This window comes from Pseudoalteromonas sp. GutCa3 (genome assembly GCF_002836155.1).
Lineage (GTDB): Bacteria > Pseudomonadota > Gammaproteobacteria > Enterobacterales > Alteromonadaceae > Pseudoalteromonas > Pseudoalteromonas arctica.
Genome location: NZ_PJBK01000014.1, coordinates 1 through 25,853, shown reverse-complemented (window position 1 = coordinate 25,853; position 25,853 = coordinate 1). Strand labels below are relative to the sequence as shown.

General features: G+C 40.2%; 33 protein-coding genes. 23 read left to right on the top strand and 10 right to left on the bottom strand.

Annotation, left to right across the window (positions count from 1 at the left end; translation table 11 throughout):
- Positions 1-20 precede the first annotated feature (20 nt).
- Positions 21-365, bottom strand: a complete 345-nt coding sequence (locus CXF64_RS01095) for a rhodanese-like domain-containing protein (RefSeq protein WP_024591370.1) — start codon at positions 363-365, stop codon at positions 21-23.
- A 285-nt stretch (positions 366-650) separates the two neighbouring features.
- Here CXF64_RS01095 and CXF64_RS01090 point away from each other — a divergent pair, with 285 nt between their 5' ends.
- Positions 651-959 (top strand): ArsR/SmtB family transcription factor, encoded by a 309-nt coding sequence (locus CXF64_RS01090; protein ID WP_101216078.1) that lies wholly within the window; start codon positions 651-653, stop codon positions 957-959.
- Here the strand turns inward: CXF64_RS01090 and CXF64_RS01085 are convergent.
- Positions 952-1,629 (bottom strand): nitroreductase family protein, encoded by a 678-nt coding sequence (locus CXF64_RS01085; protein ID WP_024608087.1) that lies wholly within the window; start codon positions 1,627-1,629, stop codon positions 952-954. The two genes, CXF64_RS01090 and CXF64_RS01085, sit on opposite strands and share 8 nt — an antisense overlap.
- 187 nt (positions 1,630-1,816) lie before the next feature.
- On the opposite strand from CXF64_RS01085, the gene CXF64_RS01080 reads away from it, so the two are divergent.
- The 4 genes from CXF64_RS01080 to CXF64_RS01065 all read left to right on the top strand — a co-directional run bounded on the left by CXF64_RS01080 (position 1,817) and on the right by CXF64_RS01065 (position 7,107).
- Positions 1,817-2,698 (top strand): ABC transporter ATP-binding protein, encoded by an 882-nt coding sequence (locus tag CXF64_RS01080; RefSeq protein ID WP_007584623.1) that lies wholly within the window; start codon positions 1,817-1,819, stop codon positions 2,696-2,698.
- Positions 2,699-2,707: 9 nt separating this feature from the next.
- On the top strand, positions 2,708-6,286 hold the full coding sequence (locus tag CXF64_RS01075) for an ABC transporter permease/M1 family aminopeptidase (protein WP_101216077.1): 3,579 nt from the start codon (positions 2,708-2,710) through the stop codon (positions 6,284-6,286).
- Positions 6,287-6,469: 183 nt separating this feature from the next.
- Positions 6,470-6,781 carry a Bor family protein gene (locus tag CXF64_RS01070; protein ID WP_101216076.1) on the top strand — a complete coding sequence of 104 codons (312 nt, stop codon included), beginning with the start codon at positions 6,470-6,472 and terminating at the stop codon, positions 6,779-6,781.
- Positions 6,778-7,107, top strand: a complete 330-nt coding sequence (locus CXF64_RS01065) for a Bor/Iss family lipoprotein (RefSeq protein WP_101216075.1) — start codon at positions 6,778-6,780, stop codon at positions 7,105-7,107. Before CXF64_RS01070 ends, CXF64_RS01065 begins: the two co-directional genes overlap by 4 nt.
- A gap of 13 nt (positions 7,108-7,120) precedes the next feature.
- Here CXF64_RS01065 and CXF64_RS01060 read toward each other — a convergent pair whose 3' ends face one another.
- From CXF64_RS01060 to CXF64_RS01020, 8 genes are all read right to left on the bottom strand, one after another.
- On the bottom strand, positions 7,121-8,359 hold the full coding sequence (locus tag CXF64_RS01060; protein WP_101216074.1) for an ABC transporter permease: 1,239 nt from the start codon (positions 8,357-8,359) through the stop codon (positions 7,121-7,123).
- Positions 8,352-9,059: an ABC transporter ATP-binding protein gene (locus tag CXF64_RS01055; RefSeq protein WP_024599491.1), complete on the bottom strand. Its 708-nt coding sequence runs from the start codon at positions 9,057-9,059 to the stop codon at positions 8,352-8,354. The genes CXF64_RS01060 and CXF64_RS01055 overlap by 8 nt, the downstream gene beginning before the upstream one ends.
- Positions 9,059-10,225 carry an efflux RND transporter periplasmic adaptor subunit gene (locus CXF64_RS01050; RefSeq protein ID WP_101216073.1) on the bottom strand — a complete coding sequence of 389 codons (1,167 nt, stop codon included), beginning with the start codon at positions 10,223-10,225 and terminating at the stop codon, positions 9,059-9,061. Before CXF64_RS01050 ends, CXF64_RS01055 begins: the two co-directional genes overlap by 1 nt.
- Before the next feature lie 56 nt (positions 10,226-10,281).
- A complete protein-coding gene (locus CXF64_RS01045) occupies positions 10,282-10,833 on the bottom strand; it encodes a YIP1 family protein (RefSeq protein WP_232783774.1) in 552 nt (183 codons plus the stop codon).
- Between the two features lie 359 nt (positions 10,834-11,192).
- Positions 11,193-11,879 carry a TorF family putative porin gene (locus CXF64_RS01040; protein WP_024591363.1) on the bottom strand — a complete coding sequence of 229 codons (687 nt, stop codon included), beginning with the start codon at positions 11,877-11,879 and terminating at the stop codon, positions 11,193-11,195.
- A gap of 277 nt (positions 11,880-12,156) precedes the next feature.
- Entirely contained in the window at positions 12,157-13,320 is a 1,164-nt protein-coding gene (locus CXF64_RS01030) for a hypothetical protein (RefSeq protein ID WP_024591362.1), read from the bottom strand.
- A 155-nt stretch (positions 13,321-13,475) separates the two neighbouring features.
- Positions 13,476-13,676, bottom strand: coding sequence for a helix-turn-helix transcriptional regulator (locus tag CXF64_RS01025; RefSeq protein ID WP_024591361.1), 201 nt, complete (start codon positions 13,674-13,676; stop codon positions 13,476-13,478).
- Positions 13,677-13,684: 8 nt separating this feature from the next.
- Positions 13,685-14,116, bottom strand: coding sequence for a hypothetical protein (locus CXF64_RS01020; protein WP_007584645.1), 432 nt, complete (start codon positions 14,114-14,116; stop codon positions 13,685-13,687).
- Positions 14,117-14,349: 233 nt separating this feature from the next.
- Between CXF64_RS01020 and CXF64_RS01015 the strand changes: the two genes are divergently transcribed.
- From CXF64_RS01015 to rplQ, 18 genes are all read left to right on the top strand, one after another.
- On the top strand, positions 14,350-16,320 hold the full coding sequence (locus CXF64_RS01015) for an AsmA family protein (protein ID WP_101216072.1): 1,971 nt from the start codon (positions 14,350-14,352) through the stop codon (positions 16,318-16,320).
- Between the two features lie 273 nt (positions 16,321-16,593).
- Positions 16,594-16,962, top strand: coding sequence for a 50S ribosomal protein L14 (rplN, locus tag CXF64_RS01010; protein ID WP_002959498.1), 369 nt, complete (start codon positions 16,594-16,596; stop codon positions 16,960-16,962).
- A gap of 10 nt (positions 16,963-16,972) precedes the next feature.
- Positions 16,973-17,287, top strand: coding sequence for a 50S ribosomal protein L24 (gene rplX / locus CXF64_RS01005; protein ID WP_002959496.1), 315 nt, complete (start codon positions 16,973-16,975; stop codon positions 17,285-17,287).
- 16 nt (positions 17,288-17,303) lie between these two features.
- The gene (gene rplE, locus CXF64_RS01000; protein WP_010554915.1) at positions 17,304-17,843 is read left to right on the top strand and encodes a 50S ribosomal protein L5; all 540 of its coding nucleotides are present in this window, start codon (positions 17,304-17,306) and stop codon (positions 17,841-17,843) included.
- 10 nt (positions 17,844-17,853) lie between these two features.
- Positions 17,854-18,159, top strand: coding sequence for a 30S ribosomal protein S14 (rpsN, locus tag CXF64_RS00995; protein ID WP_010554914.1), 306 nt, complete (start codon positions 17,854-17,856; stop codon positions 18,157-18,159).
- A 21-nt stretch (positions 18,160-18,180) separates the two neighbouring features.
- The gene (gene rpsH / locus CXF64_RS00990; protein ID WP_007584660.1) at positions 18,181-18,573 is read left to right on the top strand and encodes a 30S ribosomal protein S8; all 393 of its coding nucleotides are present in this window, start codon (positions 18,181-18,183) and stop codon (positions 18,571-18,573) included.
- A gap of 13 nt (positions 18,574-18,586) precedes the next feature.
- Positions 18,587-19,120: a 50S ribosomal protein L6 gene (rplF, locus tag CXF64_RS00985; protein ID WP_002959488.1), complete on the top strand. Its 534-nt coding sequence runs from the start codon at positions 18,587-18,589 to the stop codon at positions 19,118-19,120.
- Between the two features lie 9 nt (positions 19,121-19,129).
- On the top strand, positions 19,130-19,480 hold the full coding sequence (rplR, locus tag CXF64_RS00980) for a 50S ribosomal protein L18 (RefSeq protein WP_002959486.1): 351 nt from the start codon (positions 19,130-19,132) through the stop codon (positions 19,478-19,480).
- 9 nt (positions 19,481-19,489) lie between these two features.
- Positions 19,490-19,996 (top strand): 30S ribosomal protein S5, encoded by a 507-nt coding sequence (rpsE, locus tag CXF64_RS00975; RefSeq protein WP_002959485.1) that lies wholly within the window; start codon positions 19,490-19,492, stop codon positions 19,994-19,996.
- Between the two features lie 2 nt (positions 19,997-19,998).
- Positions 19,999-20,181, top strand: a complete 183-nt coding sequence (gene rpmD, locus CXF64_RS00970) for a 50S ribosomal protein L30 (protein ID WP_002959482.1) — start codon at positions 19,999-20,001, stop codon at positions 20,179-20,181.
- A gap of 4 nt (positions 20,182-20,185) precedes the next feature.
- Positions 20,186-20,620: a 50S ribosomal protein L15 gene (gene rplO / locus CXF64_RS00965; RefSeq protein WP_002959480.1), complete on the top strand. Its 435-nt coding sequence runs from the start codon at positions 20,186-20,188 to the stop codon at positions 20,618-20,620.
- A gap of 10 nt (positions 20,621-20,630) precedes the next feature.
- Positions 20,631-21,959 (top strand): preprotein translocase subunit SecY, encoded by a 1,329-nt coding sequence (gene secY / locus CXF64_RS00960; protein WP_007584663.1) that lies wholly within the window; start codon positions 20,631-20,633, stop codon positions 21,957-21,959.
- A 22-nt stretch (positions 21,960-21,981) separates the two neighbouring features.
- Complete coding sequence (gene rpmJ / locus CXF64_RS00955) at positions 21,982-22,095, top strand: 50S ribosomal protein L36 (RefSeq protein ID WP_002959476.1); 114 nt, start codon at positions 21,982-21,984, stop codon at positions 22,093-22,095.
- Positions 22,096-22,219: 124 nt separating this feature from the next.
- Entirely contained in the window at positions 22,220-22,576 is a 357-nt protein-coding gene (rpsM, locus tag CXF64_RS00950) for a 30S ribosomal protein S13 (RefSeq protein ID WP_007584664.1), read from the top strand.
- A gap of 12 nt (positions 22,577-22,588) precedes the next feature.
- Positions 22,589-22,975, top strand: coding sequence for a 30S ribosomal protein S11 (rpsK, locus tag CXF64_RS00945; protein ID WP_002959471.1), 387 nt, complete (start codon positions 22,589-22,591; stop codon positions 22,973-22,975).
- A 21-nt stretch (positions 22,976-22,996) separates the two neighbouring features.
- Positions 22,997-23,617 (top strand): 30S ribosomal protein S4, encoded by a 621-nt coding sequence (gene rpsD / locus CXF64_RS00940; protein WP_002959461.1) that lies wholly within the window; start codon positions 22,997-22,999, stop codon positions 23,615-23,617.
- A gap of 24 nt (positions 23,618-23,641) precedes the next feature.
- Entirely contained in the window at positions 23,642-24,628 is a 987-nt protein-coding gene (locus tag CXF64_RS00935) for a DNA-directed RNA polymerase subunit alpha (RefSeq protein WP_002959452.1), read from the top strand.
- A gap of 39 nt (positions 24,629-24,667) precedes the next feature.
- Entirely contained in the window at positions 24,668-25,069 is a 402-nt protein-coding gene (rplQ, locus tag CXF64_RS00930; RefSeq protein WP_002959450.1) for a 50S ribosomal protein L17, read from the top strand.
- The last annotated feature ends 784 nt before the right edge of the window (positions 25,070-25,853 follow it).

The window sequence follows — 25,853 nt, the reverse complement described above, 5'->3', positions numbered from 1 at the left end:
TATAAGTACTTAGTAGATACTTAAAATACGCTACATATTTGGTTTGCGTCACAGGTAATAACGGTTACGTTTTCATAACCCACACGCGTTAATGCTTCTGCTCCCAACGTTGCGCGTGCACCACTTGCGCAGTGCACGTAAATAGGGCGAGCTGCGTCTTTTTCTATTTCCATTAGTTTCATCTCGAGTAATCCACGCGGAATATTTATAGCGCCGGCAGCCGATTTTGTCGCGTGCTCTGCAGGTTCTCGCACATCAATAAGTAAACCTTTATTTTGTTCAAGCTCGAGTTTTGCTTGCGCTGCGTCAATACGGCGTTGGTTAGGTGTGATAATTTTTAGTAAGTCAGGGATTGATGTAAGCATTAGTTTGTAAATCCTCTTTTTCTTAAAAAAGACATTAATAGGTGCTACTTGGTATAAGTAGGTTGAATTGAGTTAATACTTATAAATAACGTTAAAAACTGAAAGTTACTTTATATAAAGTAACTTAATAGTGCGGATACTGCTACAGCACTTCCGCCGATTAATAAAATGGCATCGCTAGTTTCATGGTCATCTTAATATTAGTAAAACCTAATGTTAATTATATTAGAACTTACTAATGTAAAAGTCTATACTTAAAAAGGTATCAAAAAGAGAAATAATAAAATGAATATTGAACAACTAGCTGTCAACGCAGAGCAAGCCGAACAGTTTTTAAAATTAATGGCTAACAAAAATCGCTTAATGATTTTATGTAGTTTATTACAAGGTGAGCAAAGTGTAGGTGAGCTAAATAAAAATGTACCTTTAGCACAGTCAGCGTTATCTCAGCATTTAGCAAGTTTACGCAAGGCAGATATGGTTGCTACTCGCAGAGAAGGGCACACTATTTATTACTCATTGACCGATCCAAAAGTTGAGTCGATCATTGCTTTGCTATATCAGTGGTTTTGCCGACAAGAAGATACTAAATAAACGTAGCTATTTCATCGAGTGATTTTTTATCCAGTGCATGAGCAGGTATTGTTGCATCATCACTTGGGTAGCCTGCAATAAGTAGCATATACGGGCGTTCGTTATCTCTATCGCGTCCACATATGTCGGTTAAAAAACTCATTGGTTTTGGAGTATGAGTAAGGGTTGCCAAACCACTGCGGTGCAAAGCTTGAATTAAAAAGCCGGTAGCTAAGCCAACAGACTCATGCACATAATAATTCGTATTTTTATCATCGGTGCTTACGCCGCCCTTTTTTTGACTAAATACAGCTATAAGCCAAGGTGCATGTTCTAAATAAGGCTTATTAGCATCGGTACCTAACGGTTTTAGTGCATCTAACCATTCTTCACCTGCTCGTCCTTCGTAAAAAGAACGCTCTAATTTTTCGGCGGCTTCTCTTATTTGTTTTTTTACATCGCTACTGTTTATAGCCACAAAATGCCAAGGCTGATGATTTGCACCACTAGGTGCTGTACCAGCTGCTTTTATACATGCTTCAATAATATTTTTTGGTACTGGGCGATCGCTAAAGCTGCGAATGCTATGGCGGCGTTGGCTGGTTTGTAAAAACTCGTTAGCGCGATTTAGCATTTCGTCGTGTGGGTATTCTATAAAGTCGTTTAATGGTTGGCTTTGGTGATCTTGCATGGCTTTTCGCTTCTTATAAAAAGTATATGTGGTTTTTATACCGAGTGAATACAGTGCAGGCAAGTGTTATGAGTTTAAATTATGTTTATTTGTTGTTACAAATTTAACCATCAAGTAACTTATGTTCCTATTTTCCTTGTGGTATAAAACATTATAAAAATAATTACTCATATTCAAGGAAGTAAAAATGCTATCAATAACTGGGTTATCTAAAACCTACGATAACGGCGTACATGCACTACAAGGTGTTGATTTATCTATCGGTAAAGGGATGTTTGGATTGCTTGGGCCAAATGGCGCAGGTAAGTCATCGCTAATGCGTACCATTGCAACACTGCAGTCGGCTGATTCAGGTTCAATTACTTTTGATGGTATTGATGTATTTAAAGACCCACAGGCTCTGCGCCAACGTTTAGGTTACCTCCCGCAAGACTTTGGTGTGTATCCACGTGTTAGTGCTTACGACTTACTGGACCATATGGCTGTTTTAAAGGGGATTCATAATAAAGCAGAGCGTAAAGAGTCGGTTGAAGGATTACTTGCGCACACTAATTTATATCAACATCGCTCAAAAGCGGTCAGTGGCTTTTCGGGCGGTATGCGCCAGCGTTTTGGTATTGCACAGGCATTACTGGGTGACCCTGATTTACTAATAGTTGATGAGCCAACAGCGGGGCTAGATCCAGAGGAACGTAATCGTTTTCATAACTTGTTAGTAAGCTTAGGCGAGCAAAAAGTAGTTATATTATCGACTCACATTGTTGAAGATGTAGCAGAGCTTTGCCCAAATATGGCGGTGTTGGCTGGCGGTAAGATTTTACTAGAAGGTAACCCAATAGCGCTTACCGATAAGCTCCAAGGACAAATTTGGCGCAAAGCCATGAGCCAAGAAGAAGCGCAAGAACTTGAGCCGCAATTACCGGTTATTTCTAAGCGCCTATTTGCAGGGAAAACAATTTTACATGTAATAGCAGAGCAAGCCCCACAAGGGTTTGAAGCAAGTAATGCAAATTTAGAAGATGTGTATTTTTCTACTCTGCTTAATCATCGTAACAGCCAAGTAGCATAAGGAGGCGTTATGTTTTTTAATATGCTCGCGTTTGAGCTGCGCTATTTTGTGCGCCAGCCTTCGTTTTATGTGACCTCATTAATCTTCTTTTTTATGGCGTTTTTTATAAGCTCTAGTAGTAAGTTCCCGTTAGGTGGGGCGAATGTTCATATGAACTCGCCTTTCTCTATTATGCTTTTAACCGTTACATTTTGTACACTCGCTATGTTTTTAGTGGTTAACTTTGTTGCCAGCTCTGCTATTCGCAACAGTGAAAGCAAAATGGATGAGCTGGTTTTTAGTAAGCCCGTTAACCCTCTTGCTTATCAATCAGGACGTTTTTTTGGTGCTTACTTGGTTGTGCTAGTTGTTTTTTTAACTGTGCCATTAGGCGTGTTTTTGGGATCTCAATTTGGCTTGTTGGTTGGCTGGCTTGATAGTGAGCTAGTAGGCCCTAATAAGTTTATATATTACGCAGCGCCTTTTTTATATTTAGCAATACCCAGCTTACTGGTACTTAGTGCTATTTTTAATAGTGTGGCGGTCTATTTTAAAACCATGATGGCGGTATATGTAACGGCCGTAGTGATTTATATAACCTACCAATTGGCGAGTATCTATTTTGATGATTTAGCGTTTAGGAATATTGTTGTTTACGCAGATCCATTCGGCCTCGGTTCGTTAATTGACTTAACCCGTTACTGGACTGTAAGTGATAAAAATACCGAAGTGTTAACGCTCTCGGGCGATTTTTTAATTAACCGTATTTTATGGGTAGCAATAAGTTTAGCGATGTTTTTTGGCCTCGGAAAGTTAGGTAATCGCGTAGTAAGTAAAAAACAGAAAAAGCAATTTGCTGTCTCAACGTTTGTAAAAAATAAACAAGCAGCACTTATTAGCAGCGCTAAAAATTACAAGTCAAAAGGGGTGAATACGCAATCGCAATTAGTAATGCGCAGCTTATTTGAACTTAAGCAGGTTATATTAAGTGCCCCTTTTATGATTTTAGCGGGTGTCAGTATTACTATGTTACTCGCACCACTCTTTGCGCCTATTGGCGCGTATGGCACAACAGATTGGCCGCTTACACAAAACATGGTGGGCATTATTCAAAACTCCTCCGCTTTGTTTATGTTTATCATTATTGCTTATTACAGCGCAGAGCTGGTTTGGCGAGAACGCCACAGTGGTATGGGTGATATTGTTGACAGTTTCCCGGTGCATAACAGTGTGTTTTGGGTATCTAAAATTATTGCGTTAATCACTGCAGTTTGTGGTCTTTATTTAGTAGGCATGATGTTTACCATTGCAGTGCAACTGTTTAAGGGGCAATTTAACCTAGAGCTTGGCCAGTACTTATTTAGGTTGGGTTACCTTACATTACTGCCTTTTATTATGATGGCTATATTGGCGTTCTTTTTACAAATAATTAGCCCTAATAAATACATAGGTATGGGTTTATTTATTTTGTATTACATTGCTCAAATGGTAATGGGTGCTTACGGGTTTGAGCATCATATGTATCATTTTTCTCAAAGCAGTAGCGTACCGTATTCAGATATAAACGGTTATGGACATTTTTTACAAGGCGCGCATTGGTATACCCTATATTGGGGGGCATTGAGTGTGTTTTTAGCTATTGTAGGGTTTGCTTTATGGCATCGCGGCCCGTCGCAAACATTGCGTACTCGTTTATCTTTAGTACGTTACAACATGTCTTTAAAAGGCCAGATTGCAGCCGTTATAAGTTTATTGGTATTTGTGGGCGCGGGTTATAACATTTATTACAACACCCGTGTAATCAACGAGTTTGTAACAAGTGATGATAGCGAAGCGCTACAAGTAAGGTATGAGCAAGAGTTTTCACAATACAAAGACTTGCCACTGCCTATAATAACTGATGTTGATTTAAACATTGATATTTATCCTAAAAAGCGTGCTTTAAATGCCGTGGCTAAAATTAAGTTTACCAATACCGCAAACGAGCCAATAACCCGTGTGTTAATCAACGAGCCTAGCCAATCTAAAAGCTGGGATGTAAAAATGGCGGGCGGAAAAATAGTAGAGCGTTTAACCGATTTAGGCATGGTATGGTTTGAGTTTGAACAACCGCTAATGCCGAATGAAGTACGCGAAGGTGAGCTTTCTGTTTCTCGTGAACACGACGGTTTTGTTGATAGAGGATCTGATACTCAACTCGTGCACAACGGGACATTTGTAAATAATAGAGAATTATTCCCAAATTTTGGTTATCAAAAGTATTTTCAAATTGCGGATAAGTATGAGCGCCGTAAGCACGATTTACCCGAACTTGAGCGCGCACATAAACTAGAAGACAGCCGCTATTATACGCAAAATCAGTTTGGGCCTGCTAATGGGTTTATAAACTATAAGGCAACGGTAACCACCGATGAGTCACAATTTGCTATTACACCTGGTTATTTAAAAAGTGAGAGTGTAAAAGACGGACGACGTACTTTTGTTTATAAAATGGATGCGCCTATTTTAAACTTTTATTCTGTGCTTTCGGCAGAGCTTGAAAGTAAAAAGGTTGAGCACAACGGTGTAAACATTGAGGTGTACTACCACAAAGATCATGCATGGAATGTTGACCGTATGATTGAGTCGGTACAAGACTCAATAGATTACTACACGCAAGCCTTTGGGGCATATCAGCATAAGCAGTTACGTATTATTGAGTTTCCTAAGTATCGCTCGTTTGCGCAAAGTTTTGCTAATACGGTGCCTTACTCAGAAAGCATGGGCTTTATTACAGACTTAAGAGATGAGAGTAAAGTTGACTACCCTTACTATGTAACCGCACATGAAGTTGCACACCAATGGTGGGGGCATCAAGTATCGGGGGCTAATGTAGAGGGCAGTGCCGTTATTTCTGAATCGCTCTCCCAATACAGCGCACTTATGGTGCTAAAAAAACGCTTTGGCGCCGAGAAACTTCGTAAATTTTTAAAGTACGAGTTAGATAGATACTTAATGGGCCGTACTGGCGAAGCCTTTGAAGAAATGCCGCTGTATAAAACGCAGTCTCAACAATATCTTCATTACAATAAAGGCTCAGTTGCGATGATGGCTTTGTATGACCGATTAGGTGAAGAGCGCTTAAATGCCGCACTTAAAGCGTTTTTGAATGAGTTTAAATACCAGTCAACGCCATACCCAACTACGCTTGATTTACTTAGCTATTTAAAACAAGACGCAACGCAAGCGGAGCAAAGTTTTATTGATGATCAGTTTAAATATATAACGCTTTATGAGCTTGAAATGAAAGCAGTGTCGGTTACAGATGATGTTGATAGCGAAGGTTTTTACACCGTAACACTGAGCGTTGAAGCAACTAAGCAGCATGCCGATGGACAAGGTGAAGAAACCGAGCAGCCGCTCGATGAGTTAATTGATATTGCATTATTTAGCGATGACCCTGAAAACCTACTCGCTGAAGACTTTGTTATTTACTCGCAAAAGCATCAAATAGTGTCTGGTACTAATACTATTGAGCTAAAAGTAAAAGAAAAGCCATTATTTGCGGGGGTAGATCCTTACATTAAGCTGGTCGACAAAGATAGTAAAAATAATTTAGCTAAATTCTAACGTCTATTTATTTACTAACCACTTAAGTTGACTACTTTAAAGGCCGCATTTATGCGGCCTTTATGTGTAATAAACTGTATAAAACTTCATAGCGTTTCTACATATTCCCCACAGCTTTTTACGCTAATATTTTATGTTCTCTTATAAAGTTACCTTACTGGTATTTAGTTTATAAGGAAGAGTATGAAACCATTAATTATAGGGGCGATAGCATTAAGCCTCAGTGCTTGTTCTGCGGTAACCATTCAGCCACAGGCAACAGCAAAAATAACGAGCCAAGCTAATTACGAAGATAGCCGCCCATTTTATTTATGGGGATTAGTGGGTGAGCAGCGGGTAGACGTAAAACAAGTTTGCTTAGATACACCGGTTATTCAAATGCAGTCACAACAAACATTTAGTGATGGAGCGCTGAGTTTAATTACGCTTGGAATATACTCGCCTCATACCATTAAAGTGTGGTGCCAAGAGCAAGTACTAGGGGAGACATTATGAGAATCAAGCTATTTGCAGCCGGTTGCACACTGATTATTTTAACGGGGTGTACAAATATTTACTTTGATAACGGTATGCAGAGCAAAGTAAGCAATAAAGCACTAAAAAGCTCACGGTGGCATCATAATTTTGCACTTGCGTTGTACGAGGGATCAGAGCCGTTAGATTTAACAACACATTGCCCACAAGGGGAGTGGCAAAGCGTTCATACGTATAAATCGTTTACTAATGGTTTAGCTGAGGTGGTTGTGAATCAAATCGGCCCAGCTTGGTACCCTAAAACAGTAGAAGTACAATGTAATAAGGTACCATTTAAAGCTAAATAATTATTTAAACTAGTTATTCGTAACGCAGTGCATCTATAGGGTTTAGTCTTGCTGCTTTAATGGCGGGGGCTAAACCAAATATAATTCCAATCATTGATGTAAATCCGAACGATAGTATTACAGCCCATGCTGGTATATATGCATCAGGCATACTAGGGACTAAAAACGAAATAAGCCCTGCGGCGCCATATCCTATAATGAGTCCTATTAAACCACCAAAGAGTGAAAGCACAACGGCTTCAACTAAAAACTGCAGCATAATAAAACCAGGTGTTGCGCCTAGTGCTTTTAATGTACCAATAACGCGTGTGCGTTCAGTTACTGACACTAGCATTATATTCATAACACCAATACCGCCAACAAGTAAGCTAATGCCAACAATACCAGCAGTAATAGCAGTAGCACTGCTGGTAAATTTATCTATTTGGGCACGAGATTTTTCAGCGGTTTCAAATTCAAAGTCGTTTTCATCTTTCTCTTTTAGTTTATGTAGTTGGCGTAATACACGGGTTATTTTTGCAAGCACTTGTTCTTCGTTAGTACCTTCATTTAACCTAAACATAATTTGCACATTAGTTTGTGTACTTCCGCCTTCTAAAGCACTCATGGTACTAATTGGAATATTAATGTAATCATCTTGGTCAAAACCAAATAAGCTACCTTGTTTTTCAGCAACGCCAATAATTCTAAACCATTCACCACCTAGCTTTATATATTCACCTACTGGGTTTTCAGGAAGGTTTAGCTTTTCTATGATTGAAGGGCCGATAAATGCGACCCTTCTTCGCTTATCATCGTCCTCAGCACGAATAAAGCGACCAAGTTCAGGATAAGTACGATACGCTTTTTGATAGTCTTGCTCAGTACCGATAACACGCGATGAGTGGCTTTTATTTCCATACTCAGCTCCCCCCGAAAAGCGCCAGGTAAACATTAGGGCAGTTAGCGTTTCAGCTTCTTTTATACGCGACTTTAAAGCTAAAAAATCGTCGTAGGTAAGCTTGGCATTTTTACCAACCATTTCGAGTTCAATACTGGTGTAAGGCTTTATTGTTGTTACATCTGGCGACATATCAGCAAGTTGATCGTTTATTTGCTTTGTAAAACCCTGCATTACTGCAACTACAGTAACTACGGCGGCAACACCAATAATAATGCCCAAGCAAGTCAGTGCGCTGCGCATTGCATTAGCTTTAATAGCTGAAAAAGCGGCTTTAGTGCCTTCCATTATGGCAAGAGCTGATTTAAACATGTTGCTTGATTCCTTCATCTTTAGTTACATCACTTACCACTTTACCGTCCACTAAACGAATTACGCGTTGGCAATGATCGGCAATTTCTTGCTCATGTGTTACTAAAATAATAGTGTGACCTTCGTTATGCAGCTCATCAAACAAATCCATAATTTCGCGGGTTGTTTTACTATCAAGGTTACCTGTGGGTTCATCTCCTAATAATATATGTGGTTTTGTGACTAAAGCGCGGGCAATAGCAACACGTTGACGTTGCCCACCTGATAGTTGGCTAGATAAGTGATTAACTTTATCACCGAGACCTACCCGTTTTAGTGCTTCTAGGGCTTGTTGCTTGCGCTGTTTGCTAGGAATAAAGCGATACACTAAAGGCTGCATTACATTTTCTAGTGCGGTTGCACGTGGTATTAAGTTAAAGCTTTGAAATATAAACCCAACGCTTTCATTACGCTGATGAGCAAGCTCTGTCTCGGTCATACTTTTTACTAGTTTGTCTTTTAAGTAGTATTCGCCACTGGTGGGTGTATCTAAACAACCTAGTAAGTTCATTAAGGTCGACTTGCCAGAACCAGAAGGTCCTATAATCGCCACGTACTCGTTTTGCATTATATGTACGTTTACATCATCAAGTGCTTTAAATACCTCTGAGCCCATTTTGTATTGTTTATTAATATGCTCAAGTTTGATTACCGCAGACATTAGGCTTCTTCCTTGTCTGCATCTGATTTAAGTTTTACCGCATCACCTTCAGCCAGAAGACTTACTGGGCGCGCAGGGCCAATAACTATTTTGTCGCCCTCATTTAAGCCGTCAGTAATTGCTTGCTCTATATCAGATGATATTCCAACAGTTACGGCAATTTTGCTAACTGTGTTATCACTATTTAGTCGCCATACAAATGTTTTATCGTCTTCTTTTTGGATTGCTTCTATTGGAAGTTTTAAACCGTTTTCGGCAATGCTTGTTGCGATCTCTGCTCTACAACTCATTCCTGCATATAGCTGGCGCTCAGTAGTATCGAGTAATACTTTTACTTTAAATGATAAACCTTGAGAGCCTGCTTGGTTTTTAGCTGAAGTACCAATATTGATTACTGTGCCGCTAAATGGTTTATTAGGGTATGCGGCAGCATAAATATTCGCTTTTTGGTTAAGCTTAATACTCGCAATGTCGGTTTCATCAACACGTAGCTCGGCTAAAATAGCGCTTGGGTCGGCTACTAACATCAAATCAGAACCAATAATATTAGTAGTACCGGCTATAACGGTTTCACCTTCTTTAATATTTACAGATGCAAGCAAGCCGCTCATTGGCGCTCTAAATACACTTTTACTTAAGCGATCTTGCGCAATTTGTAGTGATGCTTGTGCTTGGTTGTACGACTCTATTCGTGATTCAATATCGATTTTAGCCAGATCGCGTGCGCTCTCAATGTTCTCATAGCTCTCTTGATTACCTAAACCGACATCGTATAAGTCTTTTTGTCTTTTAAGTTGTCGTTCTAGATTAGTTAGGCGTGTTCTACTATGTTTAATTTCAATTTCTGTGGCGCGAAGGATTGCTTTACTACGGGTAACTTCAGATTCAAAAGCGGTTGTATCAAGGCGCATTAACATGTCACCTTGTTTCACTCCTTGGCCTTCTTGAACAAATATTTTATCTACTCGGCCTGTCACTTCAGAGCGTAATTGCACTTGTGTATTAAAAACTAAATTACCTGAAGCCATTATTGAGTCAGCAATGTCGCCAAGCTCTACTTGAGCAATATTTACTTCGGCTTGCTTTTCATCGCCAGAGATTTGCTTTGACACAATTAGGGCTATAAATGCGCCTACAGCGAGTGTGATGATTATTGCTTTTTTCATTTTTATCTATCCGTGAATTAAGTAATGCGGAGGCAATACATACCCCCATCTAGTGGTTACATTGCTGCAATGACTGCCCAAATACCAAAAATAATGATTGAAGGAAGTGCAGAGAATAGGAGTGCTTTGTTAGTTGAAAAATTAGTCCAGCATTTTAAGCCGATCATTCCCAGCGCAATGCTCCAAAAGCTAAATAAGTTTATTGATTCTAATAAGCTATAAAAAGGATGGCCAATTTCAAGTCCTATTATTAATTGGTTAATAGATGCGTAGCTAAATACGGCTTGTTGAGATATTTGATCTGTACTTGCACTTAGTACAAGAGCAATTGTGCCTAGGCTTGAAATAACAACTGGCATCATTGTCCAGGTAGAGAATCCATACCAAGCTCCGTAGCTATGTTCTGATTCAGGATCTTGTTTAGCCACAAGCATATAATAAAGTGCCATGAGTGCATTCATAATAGCTAGCCCCATTACGCTGCCAAACAGAGCAAACCAAATTTGGTTTTCTGCATTTAGCTCTATACTTTGACGAATTGCTTTTTGCTCGCCAATTGTTGCATCTATACTTGATGCTGCTACTTGCTCATTAATCAAAAACTGCATATCAACACTAGAGTAAAAAATATAAACACTAGCGATACTAGCCTAGCAAGGGTAATACATATAAATGCTAACCATGACCAACCCTTGGCGTGTTCAACACCATTGAAAGCTTTACTAGGATTTATATAAATATCGAGTAGGGCGCTAAAAGCGTTAGGTGATTTCATTATTATTCCTTTATACCTATTTTATGGCTAGGCAGTTATAAATGCCCAGTGACTAAGTTATAGAATAAAGGAAAAAGTATGTATTGTTTTCATTCAATTGTAACGGTTTGTTAACAGGTGTGAGGGGTCTTATTCAAAAACGAGAAAAGGGCCAAAAGGCCCTTCGTGTTGCAGCAAGTAACACATTCTTTCTTATAAATTAAAGTCTACAGAATAAGCAACGTAAGCTTTAATATCTGAATCATCCATATCTGTATCAGACAAACCAAAAGTAAAACCGTCTTTCGAAATTGATACACCGTAATCTAGAATATTGTCATCGCCAATAAAATCACCAGAGTAATGGCCTAAGTGAAGTGCCATTTCAGTGCCGTTACTGCCAACAGCAAAACCGTAGTCAGCTGTCAGGTAAAGTGAATCACCAAAGTCTGTACCATCACCACTTGCAGCTGATGTTGCAAGTACTGAAGCACCAAATGTAAAACCTTCTACACTAATGCTACCGTAAATTTCAGAGAAATCTGCGTCTGCTTCAGAAGCGGCATCTGGGTAAGCGTAATAAATATAGCCAACATCGTAGCTAACGCTTTCGTTAATGTCGCCACCAAAGCCTGCATATAAATCAAGCTCATAGGTCATTTCATCTGCCCACGATGCATTTGAAGCCCAAGTACCTGCATAAAAGCCCGATTCATTGGCGTAATCAATACCGCCTGAAATAGCTGCATCGCCCCCAGTTTGCTCTTGACCACGCCATAAGTAGTTTGATGTTGCCGCTGCATTAGCAGTTACTTCAGCATGTACGGCTGTTGACGTTAAAGATGTTGCGCCCATTAATGCTATAGCACTGATAGCGATTGTTTTTTTTAGTTTTAGCATGTCCATTTCCCGTTATATGATTTTTGCTCGCCAAGGTTTTTATTATGTAATCGGAACCTTTAGGCTGACGGCTTTTTATTGTTTAACTAACGGGATAATTGCACTGTATGTGCCAGCTTCATTATTTTTTATTAAAAATTATTTTTTATTTATTAAAAACATGAGCTTGAATTTTATGAATAGGATGGGGATATAACATGAAGGAAGATGTTGCGCACATTGCTGGTGCATAAATTAACCTAGCCGCACCATAAAAGTACGGCTAAATTAGAAGATTTTAACCGAATATAGTGCGCATAAGGCTAATTGTTTCGTTTACGCTGCGACCTTTTTGTACTTCACTCACAATTGAATCACGTTTACTGCGAATATGCTCAGGAATATCGTCAGCAGCAAGTGCACGGTCTACTAGAATTTCTGCAGACTCTTTACCTCTACGCTGAGTTTTACCTGTTGTAGTTGTAGTACGTTTAGGCTTGGTTAGCAGTTTAATGTAGTTAGAGTTATCTGGTGTTTTAGCATCAGCGTAGTGAAAGAAACATGGAATTAATGCTTTAATAGCAACCAATTGTTCTTCTAACTCATTACTAGGTTTAGCCATTTTGTACCATGACATAGCTTGAATACCTTTTACGATATCTTGCCAGTAACGCTCAAAATCACTATTTTTAAGTTTAGAAACACCAAGGGCACCACATAATGCATCTAATCGATTATTTGTAATCGGAGTAAATAAATCAGGGCGACGCATTGCAAGCAGTCGTGTTGCAGGCGCAAGTGTTGGTTTTTCGTTGTTGTCGGTGAATATTTTTGAATAAGCAGCAACAAATTGTTGATATTCGTATTGAGTAATATCACCTTCAAGTGGAATATTCACTAGTGCATCGTCAAAAGCACCTGGTAAATCACCAAGCATTTGATGGAAGCTCTTTGCACTCTTTGTAGATGCAAACCATTCAACGTCAAAGTTGTATGTGCTTGGATCAAGTGATGCCATGTGCTTACCGCTAAACGCAAGTAAGTCTTCAGGAATCATATCTTTAAGAGACTGTTCACGAATGCTTTTGATGTAGTCTACCAAACGAAGCTGTTCATCAAGTGCAATAACGTCTTTGTGTTGTTCTACAAATACACTTACAACAGGCCACGGAGCAATACGTAAAGTTTTAACCTGTAAAAAGCTGATAGCTGAAATAAGCTGATCGTGTAGCTTCTTAAGTACTGGTAACTGCTGTGGCTCTAGCAAATCGTAGTTCATACGATCTCTGCTTGCACTTAGCAATTCGTAACACCAAGGTAAAAAATCATCAGGGTGGTTTTCTACTTTCACGGCCATAAGGTTAAGGCTTAACTCTGAAGATTGCTTCAGAATGTTCTGATAGATTTGATTTTCTTGTTCGCCTAGCGTCATTTTTGACGGTGAAATTAGCAGTTTTTTCATGCCTTGTAGAATCTCCGGTTTAGATATATATTTTTTTGCTGGTCTATTTTAGCGCAATTACGCTAATAACAACAGCGCTGTCCTCCATACGTTGTAATTGAAGTGACTAAATCAGTATTTTTGCTAATAAAATGAGACTAATGCTTTAACATGTATCAATCATTTTCATCCAGTACAAATAGGCTTTCAACTGAGGTATTAAAATGCTTTGCTATTTTTAGAGCAATTATTACCGACGGCGTAAACCGGTTTGTTTCTACGGTACTTATTGTTTTGCGCGACACGTTAATAGCATCAGCAAGTTCTTGCTGTGAAAGCCCGGCCTCTTTTCGATACTTTGCTATGTTATTTTGCATTTCCTCTCCTAATCACGATTTTGCCAAAGCAATGAAGCGCCATATACCAAGAGCATGATACCTAGGTAGAATATTGCCATAGTTGCATGCGAAAATTCGGTAGGTATTTCATCGCTTATATAAAAAACACCAAGAAGGCAAAACCCAAATGCAAAACTTGTATGTTTATATGCATTAGTGTCAATGGTGTTTAGAAACTCATCTTTATAAGCGTATTGAAAATACATTTTTAACGGAAAACCCCCTTTAATGAGATAAATAATCACTATAACTATATAAAAAAAAACGCCCATTCCAACAGTTAAAAGCCCTCCAATATGTTGATCTTGTTTTATTAGTGAGTAAACACAGAGAAGTAAACAAACTATCCCTGCGCTTAAACTAATCCATATGTTTTGACCCATAAATTGTTCTTCAGTTTTAATATCCTGTTGTTTCATAGTATTCATCCTGTAATAGTATTTTATTTTTTGTAACCTCTGGGTATCAATGTAACCTTGGGGTATCACCGGGTCAATATTTATTTGTAACCTAAAGGTATCAAAATGTTTCAGGAAAGATTCATATATAACAGGTAAAATGGTTTTAGTGGCTTTTTTACATCAACTACAATGATTTTAAGGCTAACACTCGCTATGATAAGAACATTATTTGCACGTTTGAAAGGACGATCATGAAAACTTTACTTAAAATTGTAGGTGTAATACTTTTACTATGTATAGCACTAATTGTTGCCGCACCGTTTTTAATCCCTAGTGATACTATTTTTAATAAAGTGTCTGAGCAGGTAGAACAAACAACTGGGCGCACTCTTACTATTAAAGGTGATAAAACACTTAGCGTATTCCCTGCATTAAAGTTAGAACTTAACGACGTGCATTTTGCAAATATGGAATCAGGTTCGCGCGCCGATATGGCGAGTATGAAACAGCTTGCTGTACACATACCTTGGTTTTCATTATTTGGTGGTGAGTTTAAATTAGATAAGTTTGTTATAAATGAACCAAATATCCTATTAGAAACTGACAAAAATGGTAAAGCTAATTGGCAGTTGTTTGATGCAGTTGCAGAGCAACCTAAAGAGCAAAGCCAATCAGGTGAAGCGATAAAGCTTCCAGATAACTTTGATATTGAGTTAGGTGAGGTTGCTATTTATGGCGGCACATTTACTTATCTAGATGGTCTAACAGGTGCTAAGCAACAAATTAGTGATTTAGAACTCGCTATTTTACTTCCATCACTTCGTAAAACATTAGAAGTAAAAGGGGGTATTACTTATATGCAGGAGCGTTTTGAGCTTGATATAAAATTAGATACTCCTGCTAAAGCAATTGAAGGTGCTACTTTTAATGTTAAACAAACCTTAGATTCTCGTTTAGTTGATCTAACGTTCGAAGGGAGCATCGCTGGGCAAGGCCAAGATATTAAAGGTCAGTTATCACTAAGCGGTGAGTCAGTTAAAAGTATTGCGAAATGGCAAGGTGTAGAGTTAGACGCTAAAGACAATGCTTTTAACGCATTTAGTGTAAACGGTAAAATGCACCTAGCAGGTGAGAAATTTAATTTAGAAGATTTAGTTGCGACGTTAGACGCATTGGAAATAAAAGGTAAGAGTGAGCTTAACCTAGGTAAGCGTTTAGCTGTAAATGCTGATATTGATTTAGGTATGCTTGATTTAAACCCGTACCTACCTGAAGCAGTAGCAAAACAAGAAGAGCCAGTAGAGCAAAATGATAAACCTGCAGAGCCAATAGTATGGGATGACACTAAAATTGATCTAAGTGCGTTAAATTCACTAGATGCGAATGTAGTTATTCGTTCAAGTGGATTAAAAGCTAACGATATTAAGTTGGGCGCCAATCAATTTACTGTTGCTTTAAAAAATAGCGTTGCAAAACTAAGCCTAGATAGCTTTTCTGCTTATGAAGGGTCAGGTAAAGGCGTTATTAATGTAAACGCACAACAAGTGCCTTATAAAATATCAACTAACTTTGACTTAGCTGGTATAGATGCACAGCCTTTATTAACTGATGCGGCAGGTTTTGACAAGCTAATGGGTAAGGGTTCTTTAAATTGGAACCTAAACACAACTGGCCAAAGTCAAAAGTCGTTTATTGGTGCGCTTAACGGAAAACTTGAATTTGAGTTTGCTGATGGAGCTGTAAAAGGTGCGAATATAGCTGAGATGGTTCGTAAAGGTAAGGAACTCATTTCAGGAAACTTTGGTGCTGCGTCTGAAGGGCTGGATACCGGGTTTGAAGAATCAGAGCAAACAGATTTCTCTGCACTAACGGGAAGTTTTAACTTTACTAATGGTGTTGGTAAAAATACTGATTTATCACTTATTAGCCCACTCGTTAGAATATCAGGTGAAGGCGATGTTGATTTACCGCAAACAACAGTTAATTACCGTTTGGTTACAGGCATAGTTGGATCAATCGAAGGACAGGGGACCACTGATGACAGCACTGGTTTTAAAATACCACTACGTATAAAAGGGCCTTTCCACGATGTTGGTATAAAGCTTGATGTAGGCAATGCGCTTAAAGATGAAGCTAAGCAGAAGGTTGATGAGGCAAAAGAAAAAGCCAAAGACAAAGCAAAGGATAAGATTAAAGATAAATTAAAAGGTTTATTCGGTTAATCATCTATAGTTAAAACAAACAAGGCACTTATATAGTGCCTTGTTTGTTTTGTAACCACCTGTAAAATAGCTACATAGCCGTAATTACTCAACTTTAATAACCGTACGCTCTAAATTAATTAAAAAATAACCTATCACTACCCCCTCAATGCTGGTACAATTGCCCGCCCTTAAGAGACAACTCGTTTGTTTTTTGATTGGGATTTAATCGAAATGTCTGATTTTTAAACGAATTTTAGACACGTTGTAATTACTACACCGGAGGTCATTAACATGATCCAAATGCAAACTCAGCTGGAAGTTGCTGATAACAGCGGCGCTCGCAAAGTGCAGTGTATAAAAGTCCTTGGTGGTTCACACCGTCGCTACGCAGCGATTGGCGACATCATTAAAGTTTCTGTAAAAGAAGCTATTCCTCGCGGTAAAGTGAAGAAAGGTGATGTTAAAAACGCGGTAGTTGTGCGTACCAGAAAAGGTGTTCGCCGTCCAGATGGTTCTTTGATCCGTTTTGACAGCAACGCGGCTGTTATCTTAAATGATAACTTGCAGCCAATTGGTACACGTATTTTCGGCCCTGTGACTCGCGAACTTCGTAATGATAAGTTCATGAAAATCGTTTCACTAGCCCCAGAAGTACTGTAAGGAGCCAATCATGGCAGCAAAAATACGTCGTGATGACGAAGTAATCGTACTAGCAGGTAAAGACAAAGGTAAGCGCGGAAAAGTGCTTTCAGTTGTTACTGAATCTGGTCGAATCTTTGTCGAAGGCATAAACTTGATCAAGAAACACCAAAAGCCGGTTCCACAATTGAACCAAGCTGGCGGCATTGTTGAGAAAGAAGCATCTATGGATGCATCAAACGTTGCGATCTTCAACTCGGAAACGAGTAAAGCTGATCGTGTAGGTTTCAAGATTGAAGATGGTAAGAAATTACGTATCTTTAAATCTACTGGTAAAACTATCTAATAGTTGGAGTAGAATGATGGCGAAACTGCATGAAGTATATAAAGACAAAGTAGTTGCGGAACTTCAAGAGAAGTTTGGTTTCAGCTCTGTCATGCAAGTCCCTCAGATCGAAAAGATCACATTGAATATGGGCGTGGGCGAAGCCCTAGCTGACAAGAAGATTTTAGATAACGCAGTAGCGGATCTAGCAGCAATCTCTGGTCAGAAACCTCTAATCACTAAAGCACGCAAATCTGTTGCTGGCTTCAAAGTGCGTGAAGGTTACCCGATTGGTTGTAAAGTAACCCTACGCGGCGAGCGTATGTGGGACTTTTTTGAGCGTTTGGTATCAATCGCTATCCCACGTATTCGTGACTTCCGTGGCGTAAGTGCTAAGTCTTTTGATGGACGTGGCAACTACAGCATGGGCGTACGTGAACAAATCATCTTCCCAGAAATCGATTACGATAAAGTAGACCGTGTACGCGGTATGGATATTACTATCACTACTTCTGCGAAATCTGATGAGGAAGGCCGTGCGTTGTTAGAAGCGTTTAACTTCCCATTTAAGAAATAAGGGTAGGGTTATGGCAAAGAATTCTATGAAAGCGCGCGAAGCAAAGCGCACAAAACTAGTTGCTCAGTTCGCTGAAAAGCGCGCGGCACTAAAAGCTATCATCAGTGATGTTAACACATCTGAAGATGATCGTTGGGACGCGGTACTTAAGCTACAAGCTTTACCTCGTGATTCTAGCCCTGCACGTCAACGTAATCGTTGTAACATTACGGGCCGCCCACATGGTTTCCTTCGCAAATTCGGCATGAGCCGTATTAAAGTTCGCGAAGCAGCTATGCGCGGTGAAATTCCTGGCCTTAAAAAGGCTAGCTGGTAATAGAATCATGGGAGTAAGACTATGAGCTTGCAAGATCCTATCGCGGATTTGTTTACACGAATTCGTAACGGTCAATCAGCGAAGAAAGTATCTGTAACGATGCCAACTTCAAAGCTGAAAGTAGCATTAGCTAAAGTACTAAAAGACGAAGGTTATATCGTAGATTTCGCCGTTAACGGTGAAACTAAACCTGAGCTTTCTATCGAGTTGAAGTACTTCGAAGGCAAAGCTGTAATTGAAAATATCCAGCGTGTAAGTCGCCCTGGTCTACGTATCTATAAGAAACGTGACCAATTACCTAAGGTAATGGGTGGTCTTGGTATCGCTATCGTATCAACTTCTAAAGGCCTAATGACAGACCGCACAGCACGTAGTGCTGGTGTTGGTGGTGAAATCATTGGTTTTGTAGCTTAATCGGAGGGGAACTATGTCTCGCATAGCAAAGGCACCAATTACTGTTCCTGCCGGTGTAGAAGTTACATTAAAAGGCCAGGAAATCACAGTTAAAGGCAAAAACGGTGAACTTACTCGTACTATCAACAACGCTGTTGAAGTACAAGTTAATGACAACGTTATTACTACTTTACCTCGTGATGGCGTAGCTAATGCATGGGCTCAAGCAGGTACTGCTCGCGCTCTAATCAACAACATGGTTGTTGGTACGCATGAAGGTTACGAGAAGAAACTTCAGTTAGTAGGCGTGGGTTACCGTGCTGCAGCTAAGGGTAAAACATTAGATTTAACTCTTGGCTTCTCACACCCAGTTAATTTCGCAGTTCCTGAAGGAATTACGATTGAAACTCCAAGCCAAACAGAAGTTCTAGTTAAGGGCGTAGATAAGCAGTTAGTTGGTCAAACAGCTGCTAACATTCGTGCATACCGTAAACCTGAGCCTTATAAAGGTAAGGGTGTTCGTTATTCAGATGAGAATGTACGCCGTAAAGAGGCTAAGAAGAAGTAAGGTAAGACGATGGATAAAAAAACAGCTCGTCTACGTCGTGCTAAACGCACTCGTAGAAATTATATTGAACAAGGCACAACGCGTCTTGTTATCCACCGCACGCCACGTCACATATACGCTCAAGTAGTAAATGCTGAGGGTAATGTACTGGCTGCTGCTTCTACTGTTGAAAAGGCTATTAGCGAAACAGTTAAAGGCACCGGTAACGTTGAAGCTGCGCAAGCAGTTGGCAAAGCGGTTGCTGAACGTGCGGCTGACAAAGGCATCGAAAAGATTGCTTTTGATCGCAGTGGCTTTAAATATCACGGCCGTGTGAAGGCGCTAGCTGATGCTGCGCGTGAAGCCGGTTTGCAATTCTAGGAGTAGACTATGGCTAACGTAGAAGCAAAGCAACAACAGCCTGATCTAGCTGAAAAGCTAATCGCGGTGAACCGTGTGTCTAAAGTAGTTAAAGGTGGTCGTATCTTTAGCTTTACTGCACTAACTGTAGTTGGTGATGGCGCAGGTAAAGTAGGTTTCGGTTATGGTAAAGCACGTGAAGTTCCAGCTGCTATTCAAAAAGCAATGGAAAAAGCACGTCGTAACATGATCAACGTAGACCTAAATGGCAACACATTACAGCATCCTGTTAAGGGACGTCATGCTGGCTCACTAGTGTTCATGAAACCAGCATCTGAAGGTACTGGTATCATTGCAGGTGGTGCTATGCGTGCAGTACTAGAAGTTACTGGTGTGCAGAACGTACTTTCTAAATGTTACGGTTCTACTAACCCGATCAACGTGGTACGTGCAACGATTTCGGCTCTTGAGAATATGAATTCTCCACAGTCAATCGCTGCTAAACGTGGCCTTCGCGTAGACGAAATACTGGGGTAACCATGGCAAATCAAACTGTAAAAGTAACACAAGTAAAAAGCTCTATCGGTCGTTTACCGAAACATAAAGCTACATTACGCGGTCTTGGTTTACGTCGTATCAACCACACTGTTGAGTTAGAAGACACAGCATGTGTACGTGGTATGATAAACAAGGTTTCTTACATGGTTAAGGTAGAGGGTTAATTCGATGCATTTGAATACACTTTCACCTGCTGCAGGTTCAAAAACTGCTCCAAAACGTGTTGGTCGTGGTATCGGTTCTGGTCTAGGTAAGACTGGCGGCCGTGGTCACAAAGGTCAAAAATCACGTTCTGGCGGCAAAGTACGCGTTGGTTTTGAAGGCGGTCAAATGCCTATGCAACGTCGTCTACCTAAATTTGGTTTTACTTCTCGCAAATCTTTAGTATCTGCAGAAATAAACCTTTTTGAAATCGCTAAAGTAGAAGGCGATGTGGTAGACCTAAGCGCGTTACAAGCAGCTGGTCTAGTTAAAAAGAACGTTCTTTTCGTTAAAGTTGTTAAATCTGGCGAAGTTTCACGCGCTGTTACCGTTAAAGGCCTTAAAGCCTCTAAAGGTGCTCGCGAAGCTATTGAAGCTGCCGGAGGCAAGGTAGAAGACTAAGGAAGTACTAATGGCTAAACCAGGTCAAGATACAAAAAGTGCACAAGGTGGACTTTCGGAATTGAAGCGCCGATTACTCTTCGTATTGGGTGCTATCATAATTTACCGTCTAGGTTCATTTGTGCCGATCCCTGGGATTGACGCCGCTGTACTTGCCGATTTCTTCGAGCAACAAAAGGGCACCATTGTTGAGATGTTCAACATGTTCAGTGGTGGTGCACTTGAGCGAGCTTCAGTGTTAGCACTGGGTATTATGCCGTATATCTCGGCTTCGATTATTACGCAACTATTAACGCATATGTATCCTCCGTTTATAGAGCTTAAGAAAGAAGGTGAGCAAGGGCGTAAAAAAATTAGCCAGTACACACGCTATGGCACGCTTGTGCTAGCTACTATTCAATCAATCGGTATTGCTTCTAGCTTACCGGGCATGATGGAGGGGTTAGTTGTTAACCCTGGTATGGGTTTCTATTTCACCGCAGTGGTGAGTTTAGTAACTGGTACTATGTTCCTTATGTGGTTGGGTGAACAAATAACAGAGCGTGGTATCGGTAACGGTATCTCTGTTCTAATATTTGTTGGTATTGTAGCTAACTTGCCGTCTGCTATTGGTTCGACAGTCGAAATGGCGCGCCAAGGTGATTTGAATGTTTTTGTACTGTTGATGGTTGCGGTAATCGTATTCGCTGTTACTTATCTTGTAGTGTTTTTCGAACGTGGACAACGTCGTATTGTTGTTAACTACGCTAAACGCCAACAAGGTCGTCAAGTATTTGCTGCTCAAAGCACGCATTTACCACTAAAAGTAAATATGGCGGGTGTTATTCCACCAATCTTCGCTAGCAGTATAATTCTGTTCCCTGGTACAATTGCTAGCTGGTTCGGCCAAGGTGAAGGTCCAGTCGCTGATGTATTACAAGCTGTTGCTACTACGTTGACCCCAGGTCAACCGTTGTACTCACTTGTTTTAGCTGCGGCTATTATCTTCTTCTGCTTTTTCTACACAGCGTTGGTTTTTAACCCACGTGAAACAGCAGATAACCTTAAGAAATCTGGCGCATTTATCCCAGGTATTCGTCCAGGTGAGCAGACATCTAAATACATTGATAAAGTGATGACACGCCTGACATTGGCAGGTGCTTTGTATATAACCTTTATCTGTCTGGTGCCTGAATTCATGACGATGGCGTGGCAAACGCCATTCTACTTCGGCGGTACATCAGTTTTGATTATCGTTGTAGTGATCATGGACTTTATGGCACAAGTACAGACTCACCTGATGTCTCATCAGTATGATTCTGTGCTGAAAAAAGCGAACCTTAAAGGCTACGGTCGATAAGGTCAGTTTACGGAGTTGAGCAATGAAAGTACGTGCTTCCGTTAAGAAAATATGCCGTAACTGTAAAGTTATTAAACGTGCTGGTGTAGTACGCGTAATTTGCAGTGAGCCTAAGCATAAGCAAAGGCAAGGTTAAGTAAACAGCGTGCAGGCTGAGTTTTCTCGGCCTGTGTTTTTAGTAGTAATTTGGTCTTCGTTTGAGTATCCTTACGGGCTTTTCAAACAGATGATTACCAAATTCGAATATAGGAGATGTGTTAGTGGCCCGTATTGCTGGCATTAACGTCCCTGATCATAAACATGCAGTTATTGGTTTAACAGCTATTTATGGCATAGGTAAGACTCGCTCTAAGGCTATCTTAGTAGCGACTGGTATCGCCGAAACCACAAAAATCGGTGAACTTTCAGACGAAATTCTTGACGTACTGCGTGATGCAGTTGGCAAGTACACTGTTGAAGGTGATCTTCGTCGTGAAGTTACTTTAAATATCAAGCGCCTTATGGACCTTGGTTGTTATCGTGGCCTACGTCACCGTCGCTCTTTACCACTACGTGGTCAAAGAACTAAGACTAACGCGCGCACCCGCAAGGGTCCTCGTAAGCCTATTAAGCGATAAGGGGATAGTATTATGGCTAAGACACCAATTCGTCGTAAAAAGGTTAAAAAACAAGTTGCTGATGGTATGGCTCATGTTCATGCGTCTTTCAACAACACTATTGTAACGATTACCGACCGTCAAGGTAATGCACTATCATGGGCTACTGCCGGTGGTTCAGGTTTCCGTGGTTCACGTAAATCTACACCATTTGCTGCTCAGGTTGCTGCAGAGCGTGCAGGTACTGCTGCTCAAGAATACGGTTTAAAAAATCTAGAAGTTTTCATCAAAGGTCCAGGTCCAGGTCGTGAATCTGCTGTACGTGCTTTGAATGCTGCTGGTTACCGTATTACCAACATTACTGACGTGACGCCTATACCACATAATGGTTGTCGTCCACCGAAGAAACGTCGCGTTTAACAATAGGTTAGGAGAAATAACATGGCAAGATATTTGGGCCCTAAGCTCAAGCTGAGTCGTCGTGAAGGTACTGACCTGTTCCTTAAGAGCGGCGTAAGAGCTATCGACTCTAAGTGTAAACTTGAGACTGCACCTGGTCAGCACGGCGCCCGTAAAGGTCGTTTATCTGATTACGGTTTACAATTACGTGAAAAGCAAAAAGTACGTCGTATATACGGTGTATTAGAAAAGCAATTCCGTAACTACTACAAAGAAGCTGCTCGCCTTAAAGGTAATACAGGTGAAAACTTGTTACAGCTTTTAGAGCAACGTTTAGACAATGTTGTATATCGCATGGGTTTTGCTAGCACACGTGCAGAAGCACGTCAGTTAGTAAGCCATAAAGCGATTTTAGTTAATGGTCGTGTTGTGAACATTCCTTCATACGTAATTACTCCAGAAGATACTGTTGTAATCCGTGAGAAGTCTAAGACACAAGCACGTATCATCGCTGCTCTAGAGTTGGCTGAGCAACGTGAAAAGCCGACTTGGGTTGAAGTTGACGGTAAGAAATTGGAAGGCAGCTTTAAGCGTCTACCTGAGCGTTCAGACCTGTCTGCGGACATTAATGAACAACTAATCGTCGAACTTTACTCTAAGTAAAGTTAAGAGTTAAGAGAGGATAAAATGCAGGGTTCTGTTACAGAATTTCTAAAACCAAGGTTAGTCGACATCGACGCTATCAACCCAACGCGTTCTAAAATAGTTTTAGAACCATTAGAGCGTGGCTTTGGCCATACTCTGGGTAATGCTTTACGCCGTATATTACTTTCATCTATGCCTGGATGTGCAGTAACTGAAGTTGAAATCGACGGTGTATTACATGAGTACAGCGCGAAAGAAGGCGTTCAAGAAGACATCATTGAAATACTATTAAACCTTAAAGGTTTAGCAGTAACGTTAGAAGGCAAAGATGAAGTTTTTCTGACCCTGACTAAATCTGGTGTAGGCCCTGTTACTGCGGCTGATATTCAGCACGATGGCGATGTAACAATTGCTAATCCAGATCACGTTATTTGTAATTTAACTACAAATAACAGCGAGATCAGCATGCGTATTCGTGTTGAACGTGGTCGTGGTTATGTGCCGGCATCTAGTCGTTTATCCTCTGATGACGATGAGCGTCCAATTGGTAGATTGTTGCTTGATGCATCATTTAGCCCAGTTGAACGTATTGCGTACTCGGTTGAATCAGCTCGAGTTGAGCAACGTACAGATTTAGACAAGTTAATCATTGATATGGAAACAAACGGCACTTTAGATCCAGAAGAAGCGATCCGCCGTGCGTCTACTATCTTAGCTGAGCAATTAGATGCATTCGTAGATTTACGTGATGTAACTGAGCCAGAAGAGAAAGAAGAGAAGCCAGAATTCGATCCTATTCTACTTCGTCCAGTTGATGACCTTGAATTAACAGTACGCTCAGCAAATTGTTTGAAAGCCGAGCAAATTCAATATATCGGTGATTTAGTTCAGCGCACTGAAGTTGAGCTTCTTAAAACACCTAATTTAGGTAAGAAGTCTCTAACTGAAATTAAAGACGTGCTAGCTTCACGTGGACTTTCTCTGGGCATGCGCCTAGAAAATTGGCCACCTGCAAGTTTAGCTGAATAATCTAAATCACTATATTAGTTTAGTTAGAAGGATAGGGTCATGCGCCATCGTAAGAGTGGTCGTCAATTAAACCGTAACAGTAGCCATCGTAAAGCGATGTTTAGCAATATGGCAGGTTCTTTGGTGAAACATGAAATCATCAAAACTACTTTGCCTAAAGCGAAAGAGTTACGTCGTGTAATTGAACCTTTAATCACACTGGCTAAGACTGACAGTGTAGCAAATCGCCGTTTAGCGTTTGCTCGCACGCGTGATAATGAAGTTGTTGGTAAATTATTCAGTGAAATCGGTCCACGTAACGCGGATCGTCCAGGTGGTTACACTCGTATTCTTAAGTGTGGCTTCCGTACTGGTGATAATGCACCAATGGCTTATATTGAACTAGTTGGTCGCCCAGCGACTAGCGAAGCAGTTCAAGAAGACGCACAGTCTGCAGAGTAAGTCTTAAAGAAACCTAAAAGCCGAGCCTATGCTCGGCTTTTTCTTGCCTAAAATTTGTCAAACTATATGAACCAGTAATTACCTTCTATTATGGGCAATGACTCATAGATTCTGAATTGATAAGTTGTTTTGACAGCTGCTTTAATAGCTCTACCTAATTACTCTTTATTTACCATTCATTCAAAATAGCCTATCAGATTCTAGTTAAAGATCATTTCCACTATATATTGTGATTTACAGCTATTAATAATGCCGCCGCGAATTGAGCTACAATTAGAGCAATCCCTAACGAAGTTTCTACTTATAGAGCTGATTAAAAGATATAACGTGCGTACTCTTATAAATATACCGGTACTAAGAACCTCAGAGTAAAGTTAACCATTACGGCCTAAGTAAACTTCCTCCTAAAATATGTAAAACTATTATTAAACATAGGCTGATCAATTTAATTCTCAGCTTTTGATTAATTTAAATGATTATAGGAATACGACTCTTGCTCTATTGGTTGTTTTTTCCGCATCGATGATCGAAATGTGTCTCTACCCGTTAGTAGTTGCCACAACTTTCATTTCAAATAGCTCTATGAACCTATTAATAATGGTAGTTTAGTTGTGTTTTTGAGCGTTTAGCTCAAATACTCAGCGAACAGCACATTATTTCAAGTTTTCTTCAAAAAAGGGTTGATCTGTTTTCGGATCTCCCTATAATGCGACCCCACTGAGACGGGAAACGCCAACGCATAGCGAGGCACGAACAACTCAGGTGTTAAGTAAAACTTAGTTTT